The 12,392-nt window shown below is 58.4% G+C and carries 14 protein-coding genes and 1 pseudogene; 9 read left to right on the top strand and 6 right to left on the bottom strand.

Annotated elements, in window-relative coordinates; translation table 11 throughout:
* The first annotated feature begins 41 nt into the window (after window positions 1-41).
* Window positions 42-911 carry a DUF6279 family lipoprotein gene (locus tag RHP74_RS07685; protein WP_311098684.1) on the top strand — a complete coding sequence of 290 codons (870 nt, stop codon included), beginning with the start codon at window positions 42-44 and terminating at the stop codon, window positions 909-911.
* Window positions 912-1,036: 125 nt separating this feature from the next.
* Here RHP74_RS07685 and RHP74_RS07680 read toward each other — a convergent pair whose 3' ends face one another.
* Window positions 1,037-1,426, bottom strand: a complete 390-nt coding sequence (locus tag RHP74_RS07680; protein WP_282412011.1) for a transcriptional regulator — start codon at window positions 1,424-1,426, stop codon at window positions 1,037-1,039.
* A gap of 176 nt (window positions 1,427-1,602) precedes the next feature.
* Here RHP74_RS07680 and RHP74_RS07675 point away from each other — a divergent pair, with 176 nt between their 5' ends.
* On the top strand, window positions 1,603-2,337 hold the full coding sequence (locus RHP74_RS07675; protein WP_311098682.1) for a thioredoxin family protein: 735 nt from the start codon (window positions 1,603-1,605) through the stop codon (window positions 2,335-2,337).
* A 4-nt stretch (window positions 2,338-2,341) separates the two neighbouring features.
* Here RHP74_RS07675 and RHP74_RS07670 read toward each other — a convergent pair whose 3' ends face one another.
* Complete coding sequence (locus tag RHP74_RS07670; protein WP_221108695.1) at window positions 2,342-2,671, bottom strand: hypothetical protein; 330 nt, start codon at window positions 2,669-2,671, stop codon at window positions 2,342-2,344.
* A 142-nt stretch (window positions 2,672-2,813) separates the two neighbouring features.
* On the opposite strand from RHP74_RS07670, the gene RHP74_RS07665 reads away from it, so the two are divergent.
* The 3 genes from RHP74_RS07665 to RHP74_RS07655 all read left to right on the top strand — a co-directional run bounded on the left by RHP74_RS07665 (window position 2,814) and on the right by RHP74_RS07655 (window position 4,545).
* Window positions 2,814-3,089, top strand: a complete 276-nt coding sequence (locus RHP74_RS07665) for a hypothetical protein (protein ID WP_010462036.1) — start codon at window positions 2,814-2,816, stop codon at window positions 3,087-3,089.
* A gap of 259 nt (window positions 3,090-3,348) precedes the next feature.
* A complete protein-coding gene (locus RHP74_RS07660) occupies window positions 3,349-3,933 on the top strand; it encodes a papain-like cysteine protease family protein (protein WP_311098680.1) in 585 nt (194 codons plus the stop codon).
* A 12-nt stretch (window positions 3,934-3,945) separates the two neighbouring features.
* The gene (locus tag RHP74_RS07655) at window positions 3,946-4,545 is read left to right on the top strand and encodes a hypothetical protein (protein WP_145308088.1); all 600 of its coding nucleotides are present in this window, start codon (window positions 3,946-3,948) and stop codon (window positions 4,543-4,545) included.
* Between the two features lie 231 nt (window positions 4,546-4,776).
* Here the strand turns inward: RHP74_RS07655 and RHP74_RS07650 are convergent, their stop codons facing one another.
* Entirely contained in the window at window positions 4,777-6,123 is a 1,347-nt protein-coding gene (locus RHP74_RS07650; RefSeq protein WP_008153197.1) for a DEAD/DEAH box helicase, read from the bottom strand.
* A 193-nt stretch (window positions 6,124-6,316) separates the two neighbouring features.
* Here RHP74_RS07650 and RHP74_RS07645 point away from each other — a divergent pair, with 193 nt between their 5' ends.
* Window positions 6,317-7,615: a mechanosensitive ion channel family protein gene (locus RHP74_RS07645; protein WP_154913962.1), complete on the top strand. Its 1,299-nt coding sequence runs from the start codon at window positions 6,317-6,319 to the stop codon at window positions 7,613-7,615.
* Between the two features lie 40 nt (window positions 7,616-7,655).
* Here RHP74_RS07645 and RHP74_RS07640 read toward each other — a convergent pair whose 3' ends face one another.
* From RHP74_RS07640 to RHP74_RS07630, 3 genes are all read right to left on the bottom strand, one after another.
* Window positions 7,656-8,519, bottom strand: coding sequence for a carboxylate/amino acid/amine transporter (locus RHP74_RS07640; protein ID WP_010462042.1), 864 nt, complete (start codon window positions 8,517-8,519; stop codon window positions 7,656-7,658).
* 336 nt (window positions 8,520-8,855) lie between these two features.
* Window positions 8,856-9,455 carry an FMN-dependent NADH-azoreductase gene (locus tag RHP74_RS07635; protein ID WP_154913964.1) on the bottom strand — a complete coding sequence of 200 codons (600 nt, stop codon included), beginning with the start codon at window positions 9,453-9,455 and terminating at the stop codon, window positions 8,856-8,858.
* Window positions 9,456-9,692: 237 nt separating this feature from the next.
* Complete coding sequence (locus tag RHP74_RS07630; protein ID WP_010462048.1) at window positions 9,693-10,007, bottom strand: hypothetical protein; 315 nt, start codon at window positions 10,005-10,007, stop codon at window positions 9,693-9,695.
* A gap of 49 nt (window positions 10,008-10,056) precedes the next feature.
* Here RHP74_RS07630 and RHP74_RS07625 point away from each other — a divergent pair, with 49 nt between their 5' ends.
* The 3 genes and pseudogenes from RHP74_RS07625 to RHP74_RS07615 all read left to right on the top strand — a co-directional run bounded on the left by RHP74_RS07625 (window position 10,057) and on the right by RHP74_RS07615 (window position 12,364).
* A complete protein-coding gene (locus RHP74_RS07625; RefSeq protein ID WP_010462050.1) occupies window positions 10,057-10,980 on the top strand; it encodes a LysR family transcriptional regulator in 924 nt (307 codons plus the stop codon).
* 14 nt (window positions 10,981-10,994) lie between these two features.
* Window positions 10,995-11,800: pseudogene (locus RHP74_RS07620) on the top strand (alpha/beta fold hydrolase).
* Between the two features lie 3 nt (window positions 11,801-11,803).
* Complete coding sequence (locus RHP74_RS07615; RefSeq protein ID WP_311098674.1) at window positions 11,804-12,364, top strand: peptidylprolyl isomerase; 561 nt, start codon at window positions 11,804-11,806, stop codon at window positions 12,362-12,364.
* Window positions 12,365-12,392: the final 28 nt, after the last annotated feature.

Below are 12,392 nucleotides of genomic sequence, written 5' to 3'. Positions count from 1 at the left end.
AGAATCCACTAAAGAAGCCAGATCTTCGCAAGGATTCGCCCATGTCGCGCTGGTTAAAGTATCTAGCCCTCATCATCACGCTCAGCCTGGCCCTTGGCGCCTGTAGCCGCGTGGGCCTGGCCTATCGCAACCTCGACGTGATCATTCCGTGGACGCTCAGCGATTACCTGGACATGAACGGCGAACAAAAAGGCTGGTTCAACGAGCGCCTCAAGGAACACCTGAGCTGGCACTGCACCACGCAACTGCCGGGCTACCTTGACTGGCTGGACCGCTTGCAGGCGATGGTCGAGACCAACCAGGTCACCGACGACGCGCTGCAAATCCGCACTCAGGAAGCCAAGGACGCCATCGCACAGATCGCCCGGGAAATCACCCCTTCGGCCATCGAATTGTTACAGGGGCTGGATGACAAGCAAGTCGCTGAAATGAACGACGCCTTCACCAAGGATCAGCGCAAGCGCCAAGACGATTACGTCAAACCGACGCTCGATCAGCAGATCAAGGAACGTAGCGAGCGCATGCAAAAACGCCTGAATGACTGGCTGGGCCCGCTCAGCCCGACTCAGAGACAACGGGTGGTGACATGGTCGAACGCCTTGGGTGACCAGAACACGCAATGGATCGCCAACCGAGCGCATTGGCAGAAGCAATTCAGTGCGGCCGTTGCGCAGCGTCAGAGTCCGGAATTCCCACAGAGAATCGAGACGCTTCTGGTGAATCGTGAGAGTTTATGGACGCCGGCGTACCGTCAGGCCTACGCCAACACTGAAGCGCAAGCACGAGGATTGTTCGTGGATTTGATGGCCGAGAGTACGCCGCCTCAACGTCAGCGGCTGTTGAAAAAGATTGAAGGGGTGCGCAAGGACTTCAACGATTTGAAATGCCTGAAAGCCGCGCAACAAGGCTAAGCCCAACACAGGTCAAAATGTGGGAGTGAGCCTGCTCGCGATGATGGAGTATCAGACAACGACGATGTCGACTGACACTCCGCAATCGCGAGCAGGCTCACTCCCACATTGGTTTCAGGTGGTCTTCAGGCAATCTGCGCCTTCGACGCCACCTCATCAAACGTCAGCTCATCCAGCGCATCTTCCTGCTCATCCAACACCTGCCGCGGATGGTCATTACCCGGAATGCTGCTGTCGATCAGGCTCAACAAACTCGAGCCACGCGGCGTCAAAATGTAATTGGAGCCGGTGCCGCCCTGCTCTTCGGGTCGAGACTCGATATAGCCGCGCTCCAGCAGTAATTTTTCATACTCACCGGCCACCGCTTTCAGGTGATCCAGATTTTCAGTCTCTTCGCCTTCCGACGCTTTCTCCGCCGCATGCTGCTCGGCGTACGGGCGCGGCGTGAAACTGGCCTCACCGCGTTGCACTTCGTGCAGCAAGCGTTCAATCAAATCCCAGTTGTAAGTGGTCATCCTGATTCAACCTCCAAAGCCTGTGAGAGAGGGCCTTCTTAAGTTGTGACCGGCACCGCGCGCAGCCGTTCAGCCGAGTTTTTTGCGGCTGCCGACCGACGGCATGTCGAATTGGACGCAGGTCAATCGACTAGGCTCTGTAAGTCACCTCCCAGCATTGCGAAGGAGAAAACCTGATGAACGTTCAGAATCATCCCGTCGTGTCCCGCGAAGAATGGCTCGCCGCCCGCAAACAACACCTGGCCCACGAAAAAGCCTTCACAAAGGAACGGGACAAACTCAGCGCCGAACGCCGCGCCCTGCCCTGGGTGAAAATCGACAAGGACTACCACTTCCAGGGCCCGAACGGCGAACTGAAACTCGCCGACCTGTTCGGCGGCCGCAGCCAACTGGTCATCTACCACTTCATGTTCGCCGCTGGATGGGACGAAGGCTGCCCCGGCTGCTCGTTCCTGTCCGACCACATCGACGGCGCCAACCAGCATCTGGCTCATCACGACGTTGCAGTGGTGGCCGTTTCCCACGCACCGTTCGCCGAATTCCAGGCCTTCAAACGGCGCATGGGCTGGAAATTTGATTGGGTGTCGTCAGAAGGTTGCGATTTCAACTACGACTTCGGCGTCTCTGCCCGGGCCGAAGATGTCGCTGCCGGCAGAGCCACCTACAACTACGAAAAATCCGACGGCGCCGAGGAAGAACTCCCTGGCCTCAGCGTGTTTTATCGCAATGAAGCGGGCGAAATTTTTCATACCTACTCCACTTATGCTCGTGGCCTAGACATGTTGGTAAGGGCCTATAACTACCTCGACCTGACGCCGAAGGGCCGTAATGAAGAGGAAATCATGGAGTGGGTGCAGCACCACGACAAATACGACGACAAGACGTCATCCAGCTGCTGCCACGGGGGATAGTGCGCTAGAACACATAACAACTTTCAGGCCGCGATGTCTCGAACCGCCACGACCGGATCACACCATCGGCCGTGGTGTACACCGAGTAACTGCAATCGAATAGCCAGTTGAAGTAGTAACGATTGCCATCGCCCTCGACCACTCGTTCATAGCGGTGTTCGTGATTGTTTGGGGACCACAGCATGAGCTGACAGCGAGCATCGCAAGGTTTGTTTTCGAGATCGGGCATCGGCTGCCCGACCAGGCTGTTGGCGCTGTCGATCCATGCTGAACGAGAAGGTCCGCAAGCTGATAGCGACAGGAAAAGTACCGTCAACACTACTTTTGGAAGCATGTTCGATCCTTGGGTACAGGAAAAAGGGGGGAAAGGCTAAGCATCCACGAAATCTCGGTCGACCCACCACTGCGCCGCTGAACTTTTGCCGTACTTCGGCCCTCAACCGGTTAACCCGTCTTAACCCGGACTGAGGCTCACAATGAAAACCCTGCTGAAACTCACCCTCGTCACTACTCTCGCCTGCGCCCTCCCTGCCTGGGCCTGCACTCCCGAAGAAGCCACCGCCAAGCGCGAACAACTGGCCAAGGAAGTGACCAAACTCACCGAGCAGAACCCGGCCAAGGCCAAAGAGATCAACGCCGAGCTGCAGAAGATGGATTTGGGCACCGCCAGCGCGGATCTTCCCGACAAATGCCAGCTGATTGATCAGCGGCTGAAAGAGCTGAAGACGGCGGATAAAAAGGCCGAGAGCTGAAACCAGGGATTGCAGCCTTCGGTCACTCCTACGCAAAAATGACCCTTCTTCCGGCGCTGCCAAAGGCGCCGTCCTTTCGATCCGGAATTTGCACTAGTGCATTTAATTATTTGCACAGACGCATATATCTGACTAAGGTTACCCCGAGCCCGAATCGGAGCCGGCCATCCAACATGGCAAACCGCATACGCCGATCGCTCAGCCACACCGCTACATACCCACTAGCTGGACGCTAGTTTTCACTCATGGAGGATTGAAAATGTTAACCACTGAAGCCACGTCATTCACCGGCGAAACCCTGCCAAGGTGCCTGACCGGTCATCTGCTCAACCCGCAACTGTCCGATGTCGAATCGGCAGCCCCCCTCGGCGCACTGGCTGCTGCCAGCCTCAACTTCACAATGCAGAAGCAAACCCAGACCAACTGGTGCTGGGCGGCGGTTTCCGCCTCGGTCGGCAACTATTACGGCACCGGGTCCTGGACCCAATGCGGCGTGGCCACCACTGCGCTGGACCGCAACTGTTGTAATCAACCGGGGCCGTGCAACGTGTATGGCTATCTGGATACAGCCCTGAGGATCACCCGCAGTTTCAACGGCATGAATCAGGGTTCGCTGCAGATGTCGGCCATCCAGAATCAGATCAACATGGGCCGACCGATCGGTTTGCGCTGTGCCTGGTTCGGTGGCGGTGCGCACTTCCTGACGATCTATGGCACCAACGGCAACTACGTGCTGGTCGCAGACTCGATCTACGGCTACTCGACCCGAGCGTTGAACTCCTTCCCCGGTTCTTACAACGGCGGCGGCAACTGGACCAACACTTACTTCACCGTTAAAAACTAGGAGGGCGACATCATGCAACTGACTTATCCAAAGGCGCCTTCCAACGGCGTACAGACATTACGTCCGGCGCTGCAAGCCGCCCTGCAAACCCAAGGCTTCGGCGTCAATCGCCAGTTTGCCAACGCCACGCCCGGCAACATCAGCCTGAGCGAGGCCTACCGTGGTTACTCGCTCAGCCTGGAGGACGTGAGCCAGGGCAAAGGCCTGAAAGACGCCAAAGTCGGCGATTGGCATTACCTGGTGTTTTCCAATGGCGTGACGATTGCCGATGCTCAATTGGCCGACGTCCGCGGCCATGTCGAGTTCGCCTCGCTGAACCACGGGGCCATCGCCGCTGCGACGGTCGGGGCGTTGAAACTGGCGGAACAGTCGCCGCAACTGCAGGGTAAAACCGTTGAGCTGCGGGTGCTGTTTGTTTCGGCGCTGCATTTGGTGGCGATCTGGCTGCATGCCGACACTGAAGACGTGCTGATCCCGATTGAGCCGACGCCAAAGGAACTGGCGGTCACACGGTTGTACGGCGAGGCCGAGCTACTCACGTTACTCAAACCGAAGGCTGATCAAGCCAAACAACGCTTTGATGCGGACACCAGTGGGCTATTGGGGAGCTGACAAACGCTGGAGATAAAAAAACCCGGACACTTGTCCGGGTTTTTATTGGATCGCTACGGCTAAAACCAGTCAGTCAGGAGCAATACGGATCCTGTGGCGAGGGAGCTTGCTCCCGCTGGACTGCGCAGCAGTCCCTTCTTTTCAGGGCCGCTTCGCGCCTCAGCGGGAGCAAGCTCCCTCGCCACAAGGTTTTGTGTTCGCCATACCTACCCTAACTGACCTGACAACGCCTTATTCAGCCGCCGGTGCTTCCGGCTTGCGGCGCTTGAGCGGCGCCATGCCGTCCTTGCTGACCAGCGACAAAGCGTCGGTCTTCGGGCGGTTGGCGATCTTGCGCTTGGTCGGGGCCTTGGCGCCGGTTTTCTTCTTGTCGCCCTTGGCGTCGACCTTTTTCTTCTTCACGCCAACGGCTTTGCCCGAGGCCTTGACCTTTTTCGGTCCGCCGTAGGTGCCTTTGACTTCCTTGATGGTGCGGCGCTCGAAGCTCTGCTTGAGGTAGCGCTCGACGCTCGACATCAGGTTCCAGTCGCCGTGGCAGATCAGCGAGATGGCCAGGCCATCGTTGCCGGCGCGGCCGGTACGACCGATACGGTGAACGTATTCGTCGCCGCTGCGCGGCATGTCGAAGTTGATCACCAGGTCCAGGCCTTCCACGTCGAGACCGCGAGCGGCGACGTCGGTGGCCACGAGGATTTTCACGCCGCCCTGCTTCAGGCGGTCGATGGCCAGCTTGCGGTCTTTCTGGTCTTTGTCACCGTGCAGCACGAACGCTTTGTATTCCTGCGCCACCAGGCGGCCGTAGATTCGGTCAGCCATGGCCCGGGTGTTGGTGAACACGATAGCCTTCTGATAGGTCTCGTTGGCCAGCAGCCAGTTGACGATCTGTTCTTTGTGCTGGTTGTGGTCAGCGGTGATGATCTGCTGACGGGTGGTCGCGTTCAGATCGCTGACGTTGTTCAGCTGCAAGTGTTCCGGGTTGTTCAGGACCTTGGCGACCATCTCGCGCAAGCCCGAACCGCCGGTGGTGGCGGAGAACAGCATGGTCTGCTGACGGTTGGTGCATTCTTCCACCAGACGCTGCACGTCTTCGGCAAAGCCCATGTCGAGCATGCGGTCGGCTTCGTCGAGGACCAGCACTTCAACTTCTTTCAAGTCGAGGTTGCCGGCGTTCAGTTGCTCGATCATCCGGCCCGGCGTACCGATCAGGATGTCCGGCACTTTGCGCAGCATCGCGGCCTGGACCTTGAAGTCTTCACCACCGGTGATCAAACCGGACTTGATGAACGTGAACTGAGCGAAGCGCTCGACTTCCTTGATGGTCTGCTGGGCCAGCTCGCGGGTCGGCAACAGGATCAGGGTCTTGATGCTGACGCGGACTTTGGCCGGGCCGATCAGACGGTTGAGGATCGGCAAAACGAATGCAGCGGTCTTGCCGCTACCGGTTTGCGCTGTCACCCGCAGGTCACGCCCTTGGAGCGCCAGCGGAATAGCCGCTGCTTGCACAGGCGTTGGCTCGACAAATTTAAGCTCGGCCACGGCTTTGAGCAGGCGTTCGTGCAGGGCGAATTGGGAAAACACGGGTGCTACCTCGAAGAAATACAAAAAAACAGCTGCATAGGGTAACGGTTTCGAGCGCCGAGGCCGAGTTTCTTTATGCAAACGGCGGTAAACAGTGGCTTTTTTGTTGCCTGATTTGTCTCAAAACGTCATGCAAAGCGTCTTAGATGCTCTAATCGCCCCGTCGCGTCCTACAGAAGAACCGGTTTTACCCATGGATATCAAACAGCTCTGGCTCAACGCCCAAGACCTCTGGGGTGCCCTCGATCAGCACCCGCTCCTGCATTCCAGCCTGGCACTGATCCTGCTGCTGGTGGTGGCGCTGGTCCTCGGACGAGTGGCGCGCTACCTCATTATTCATGCGACCAAAATGCTCGGCCGGCAACCGGCCTTGCACTGGGTCAACGACTTTCGGCATAACAAGGTCTTTCATCGCCTGGCACAGATGACGCCGTCGCTGGTGATCCAGTTCGGCCTGTACCTGGTGCCGGGGCTGAGCAAGACCAGCCTGATATTCCTCGGTAACGTCGCGCTGGCGTTCACCATTCTGTTCCTGATGCTGTCGGTCAGCGCCCTGCTCAGTGCCCTGCTGGACATCTACGCGCGCACCGAACATGCCCGTACCCGGTCGATCAAAGGCTACGTGCAACTGACGAAAATGGTCCTGTACGTGTTTGGCGCGATCATCATCGTCGCCACGCTGATCGACCGTTCGCCCCTGTTGCTGCTGTCGGGTCTGGGTGCCATGTCGGCAGTGATTCTGTTGGTCTACAAGGACACGCTGCTGTCGTTCGTCGCCAGCGTGCAACTGACCAGCAACGACATGCTGCGGGTCGGCGACTGGATAGAGATGCCGCAAGTCGGTGCCGACGGTGACGTGGTGGATATCACGCTGCACACGGTGAAAGTGCAGAACTTCGACAAGACCATCGTTTCGATACCGACCTGGCGCCTGATGTCCGAGTCGTTCAAGAACTGGCGCGGCATGCAGCAGTCCGGCGGACGGCGGATCAAGCGCAGCCTGTTCATCGATGCCAGCGGCGTGCGATTCATCCGTGATGACGAAGAGTTGAAGCTGAGCCAGGTGCATCTGCTGACCGACTACATCGGCCGCAAACAGGCGGAGCTCAAGGCCTGGAACGAGGCGCAGGGCAACGTCGCGGCGATGTCGGCCAACCGTCGGCGGATGACCAACATCGGGACGTTCCGCGCCTATGCGCTGGCCTATCTGAAGAGTCATCCGGAGGTCCAGCCGAGCATGACCTGCATGGTCCGCCAGATGCAAACCACCGCGCAGGGTATTCCGCTGGAAATCTACTGTTTCACTCGCACTACGGCGTGGGCGGATTACGAGCGGATTCAGGGGGATATTTTCGATTACCTGCTGGCGGTGCTGCCGGAGTTCGGATTGAGCCTGTATCAGCAGCCGAGTGGTGGGGACTTGCGGAGCGGGTTACTTCCGGCGGTTTTAGGCGCGGGCCATATACCCGAGCCCGAAAAACACATCATGTAGCCCACCGAACTGATCGCTCCCACGCTCCGCGTGGGAATGATCATGCGATAGCTGGCCTGCGTACACCCAGCCGACTGATCCACACCGCCATCAAAATCACCGATCCGCCAAAGAACAACCGCCCCAGTTCTTCATGCTGATTCCAGATCAACAGATTGATCAGCAACCCCACCGGCACATGCAGGTTGTTCATCACCGCCAATGTTCCACCGTTCACCATACAGGCGCCCTTGTTCCACCAGTACAACCCCAACGCGGTCGAGACCAGGCCGAGGAACACCAGCACACCCCATTGCAGCGGCGCCTCCGGCAGGAAATTCTGTTTGCCGAACATCAGGAATGCCGGTAATGCCACCGCCAGCGCGCCCAGGTAAAAGTAGCCGAAGCGTCGGTAATGCGGCAGATCGCTCGGGTGGCGCGCCACCAGATGTTTATAAAGCACTTGCCCGGCGGCGTAGGTGAAGTTGGCCAGTTGCAGCAGCAGGAAGCCCATGAAGAAATCCGGGTTGATCCGGTCGTAACGAATCACCGCCGCACCGAGCACCGCCACCAGTGCGGCCACCAGCGCCCACGGATTGAAGCGCCGATTCAAGGCATCTTCGATCAGGGTCACGTGCAGCGGCGTGAGGATGGTGAACAGCAACACTTCCGGCACGGTCAGCACCCGGAAGCTCAGGTACAGGCAGACGTAGGTCACGCCGAACTGCAACGCGCCGATCAACAGCATGCCGCGCATGAACGCCGGCTCGACCGAACGCCAGCGCGTCAGCGGGATAAATACCAGCCCGGCCAACAAAACCCGCACCAGCACCGCGAAGTAACTGTCGACATGACCGGCCAGGTATTCGCCGATCAGACTGAAGGAAAACGCCTGGATCAGCGTGACAAAAAGTAGATAGCCCATGCTCGCCTCGTTTCGAATGGCGGCGACGATAGCGGGTTTTGCAGGCGATCACGAGAACACATTGATCCCTGTAGGAGCGAAGCTTGCTCGCGAAGACGCTGTGTCAGCCGCTATCTATGTTGGATCTGACATCGTCTTCGCGAGCAAGCTTCGCTCCAGGTTCGAGTTCAACCCCAAAAAATGCCAGGCAAAAAAAAGCCCGATCTCGCTAAAGCGTTCAATCGGGCGACAGCACTCAGGAGCAACAAGTGCAAAGGGAGGTTCGATGCGCGTAAAGCCTTGAAGGGGTTGCGCCAGGCCACTTGAACATCAAGGGATTATCTGGCGATTAAAGCCTCAGGCCACCTGGGAAAGCTTGGCGTTGGCCTGGTTCAGGCCTTTCTCCTGGAAGTCACCGCCCAGGTTCATGCCTTCGGCGTGAATGAAGGTCACGTCGTGAATCCCGATGAAACCCATCACCTGACGCAGGTACGGTTCCTGGTGATCGGCGGTGCTACCGGCGTAGATCCCGCCGCGAGCGGTCAGCACGTAGGCGCGCTTGCCGCTGAGCAAACCTTGCGGGCCGGTCTCGGTGTACTTGAAAGTCACGCCGGCACGCAGCACATGGTCGAGCCAGGCTTTGAGGGTGCTGGGGATGGCGAAGTTGTACATCGGCGCGGCCATGACCAGTACGTCAGCGGCCAACAGTTCGTCGGTCAACTCGTTGGAGCGTTCCAGGGAGACCTGTTCAATGTCGCTGCGCTGTTCGGCGGGTTTCATCCAGCCGCCCAGCAGATTGATGTCCAGGTGCGGCACCGGGTTGACGGCGAGGTCACGCACGGTGATCTGGTCGTTCGGGTGAGCGGCTTTCCACTGGCTGACGAACGTCTGGGTCAACTGACGGGAAACCGAGTCTTGCTGACGTGCGCTGCTTTCGATGATCAGAACGCGTGACATGGGATGTAGGCTCCATCTGAGAATGCTGTAAGGCGATGGAGTGAAGGTTAAACAGAGTCATATCGATGAAAAAGCGCAAATAACTGCTATAACCCATCAATAAATTCGTTTATAAGCTGATCATGCCCTGCACCTGCAGGAGCGAGGCTTGCCCGTGAAGGGGCCGGTGTCATTCAACATCCATGTCGACTGGCACACCGTCTTCGCGGGCAAGCCTCGCCTCTACAGGGTTTTATGTCATTTGGGGGTGCAGCTCAGGTTGATGCGCATCTTGATGATGGTGCGGGTGAACTTGGCGGTGGCATTTTTGTGTTTGCCAGCGGCCACTTCGATAGAGCGGGTGCGCGGCGCTTCCGGGCCATTGTTGAAAACCACCTTGCAGATCGCATCGGTATCGCCGTAGTTGTTGACCTGAATGGATGCGATGTCGTTATCCGTGTCGTGGGCGTTGTAGTCGATCTTCATGCCGTTGAGGTTTTTCTCCACATCAATCGGGTAAGCAAACGCAGTCAGCGGCAGCAGCGCCAGCACCAAACAACAGAATTTTTTCATTCAGCAGTCTCCAATAAGGACTGCCAGCTTAGGACAAGAGGAGCTATTCATGAAAGCGCCCCGCGTGACCCTTGATCAATGGCGAACATTGCAAGCCGTGGTCGACCACGGCGGTTTCGCCCAGGCCGCCGAAGCGCTGCACCGCTCGCAATCGTCGGTGAGCTACACCGTGGCGCGTATGCAGGACCAGCTCGGCGTGCCGCTGTTGCGCATCGACGGCCGCAAAGCGGTGCTGACCGAAGCCGGCGGCGTGTTGTTGCGCCGCTCGCGGCAACTGGTGAAACAGGCCAGTCAGCTGGAAGACCTGGCCCACCACATGGAGCAAGGCTGGGAAGCGGAAGTGCGGCTGGTGGTCGATGCGGCTTACCCGAGCGCCCGCCTCGTCCGCGCATTGACCGCGTTCATGCCGCAGAGCCGTGGTTGCCGGGTGCGTCTACGCGAAGAAGTGTTGTCGGGCGTTGAAGAAGTACTGCTCGAAGGCGTGGCCGACCTGGCCATCAGTGGTTTCAGCATTCCGGGCTACCTGGGCGCGGAGTTGAGCGACGTCGAGTTTGTCGCGGTCGCCCACCCCGAACACGCCTTGCATCGCCTCAACCGCGAACTTAATTTCCAGGACCTTGAAAGCCAGCTGCAAGTGGTCATCCGCGACTCCGGTCGCCAGCAGCCACGAGACGTCGGCTGGCTCGGCGCCGAACAGCGCTGGACCGTCGGCAGCCTGGCCACCGCGGCGACGTTTGTCAGCAGTGGCCTGGGTTTCGCCTGGCTGCCCCGGCACATGATCGAACGCGAACTCAAGGAAGGCACGCTCAAGCTGCTACCGTTGGACCAGGGCGGCAGCCGCAACCCGAGTTTTTATCTGTATTCGAACAAGGACAAACCCTTGGGCCCGGCGACACAAATCCTGATCGAACTGCTGCGCACCTTCGACACCGCGCCGCTGGATGCGCCGTTCGCCGCCCCTGAACAAGCCTGACACGGAGTATCCGCATGGCCTATTTCGAACATGAAGGTTGCAACCTGCACTATGAGGAATACGGTCACGGCACGCCGTTGCTGCTGGTCCACGGGCTGGGTTCCAGTACCCTGGACTGGGAAAAGCAGATCCCGGCGCTGTCAGCCCATTACCGTGTAATCGTTCCGGATGTGCGCGGTCACGGCCGCTCCGACAAACCCCGGGAGCGTTACAGCATTGCCGGGTTCAGCGCCGACCTGGTCGCCCTGATGGAACACCTGAACCTCGGCCCCACGCATTACGTGGGCTTGTCCATGGGCGGCATGATCGGTTTTCAACTGGCTGTGGATCAGTCGCACATGCTTAAAAGCCTGTGCATCGTCAACAGTGCGCCGGAGGTCAAGCTGCGCACCCGCGACGATTACTGGCAGTGGTTCAAACGCTGGAGCCTGATGCGTGCCCTCAGTCTGGGCGCCATCGGCAAGGCCTTGGGTGCCAAGCTGTTCCCCAAACCCGAACAAGCTGATTTGCGCCAGAAAATGGCCGAGCGCTGGGCAAAAAACGACAAACATGCTTATCTCGCCAGCTTCGATGCCATTGTTGGCTGGGGTGTTCAGGAACGACTTTCCAAAGTCGCCTGTCCAACCCTGATCGTCACCGCCGACCGCGATTACACGCCGGTCTCGCTGAAGGAAACCTACGTAAAACTGCTGCCCGATGCGCGGCTGGTGGTGATCGCCGATTCCCGCCACGCCACCCCGCTGGACCAACCCGAACGCTTCAACCAAACCCTGCTCGAGTTTCTCACCGCAGTCGACACCCCCTCACTCAGGATCACTGACCCATGCTGAAAAAAATTGCCCTCGTCGCCGGCTCCGTTCTGTTTGCCGCCAACCTGATGGCCGCAACGCCCGCCGCCAAGGCGCCGCACGTATTGCTGGAAACCACCAACGGCCAGATCGAAATCGAACTGGACCCGGTCAAGGCACCGATCAGTACCAAAAACTTCCTTGATTACGTCAACAGCGGCTTTTACAACAACACGATTTTCCACCGCGTGATTCCTGGCTTCATGGTCCAGGGCGGTGGTTTCACTCAACAGATGCAGCAAAAAGAAACCAAGGCGCCGATCAAGAACGAGTCCAAGAACGGCTTGCATAACGTGCGTGGCACGCTGTCCATGGCCCGCACCTCGAACCCGGATTCGGCCACCAGCCAGTTCTTTATCAACGTCAAGGACAACGATTTCCTCGACCAGGGCGATGGCTATGCCGTGTTCGGTAAAGTCGTCAAAGGCATGGATGTGGTGGACATCATCGTCAATTCCCCGACCACCACCAAAAGCGGCATGAAAGATGTGCCGGCCGACTCTGTTTTCATCAAGTCGGCCAAAGTGATCAACTAATCTGCACAGGAGTGCTTGAGCGGCTGCC

Origin of the sequence: Pseudomonas sp. SG20052, from assembly GCF_031766055.1 — a bacterium.
In the GTDB taxonomy this organism is placed as follows: domain Bacteria; phylum Pseudomonadota; class Gammaproteobacteria; order Pseudomonadales; family Pseudomonadaceae; genus Aquipseudomonas; species Aquipseudomonas mandelii.
The sequence above is the reverse complement of the archived record's forward strand: the minus strand, read 5'-3'. Positions and strand labels throughout refer to the sequence as shown.

Bases quoted from the DNA above. Each gene is read 5' to 3' on its own strand.
- RHP74_RS07685 (WP_311098684.1), top strand. From the start codon at position 42: ATGTCGCGCTGGTTAAAGTATCTAGCCCTCATCATCACGCTCAGCCTG.
- RHP74_RS07680 (WP_282412011.1), bottom strand. From the start codon at position 1,426: ATGACCACTTACAACTGGGATTTGATTGAACGCTTGCTGCACGAAGTG.
- RHP74_RS07675 (WP_311098682.1), top strand. From the start codon at position 1,603: ATGAACGTTCAGAATCATCCCGTCGTGTCCCGCGAAGAATGGCTCGCC.
- RHP74_RS07670 (WP_221108695.1), bottom strand. From the start codon at position 2,671: ATGCTTCCAAAAGTAGTGTTGACGGTACTTTTCCTGTCGCTATCAGCT.
- RHP74_RS07665 (WP_010462036.1), top strand. From the start codon at position 2,814: ATGAAAACCCTGCTGAAACTCACCCTCGTCACTACTCTCGCCTGCGCC.
- RHP74_RS07660 (WP_311098680.1), top strand. From the start codon at position 3,349: ATGTTAACCACTGAAGCCACGTCATTCACCGGCGAAACCCTGCCAAGG.
- RHP74_RS07655 (WP_145308088.1), top strand. From the start codon at position 3,946: ATGCAACTGACTTATCCAAAGGCGCCTTCCAACGGCGTACAGACATTA.
- RHP74_RS07645 (WP_154913962.1), top strand. From the start codon at position 6,317: ATGGATATCAAACAGCTCTGGCTCAACGCCCAAGACCTCTGGGGTGCC.
- RHP74_RS07640 (WP_010462042.1), bottom strand. From the start codon at position 8,519: ATGGGCTATCTACTTTTTGTCACGCTGATCCAGGCGTTTTCCTTCAGT.
- RHP74_RS07635 (WP_154913964.1), bottom strand. From the start codon at position 9,455: ATGTCACGCGTTCTGATCATCGAAAGCAGCGCACGTCAGCAAGACTCG.
- RHP74_RS07630 (WP_010462048.1), bottom strand. From the start codon at position 10,007: ATGAAAAAATTCTGTTGTTTGGTGCTGGCGCTGCTGCCGCTGACTGCG.
- RHP74_RS07625 (WP_010462050.1), top strand. From the start codon at position 10,057: ATGAAAGCGCCCCGCGTGACCCTTGATCAATGGCGAACATTGCAAGCC.
- RHP74_RS07615 (WP_311098674.1), top strand. From the start codon at position 11,804: ATGCTGAAAAAAATTGCCCTCGTCGCCGGCTCCGTTCTGTTTGCCGCC.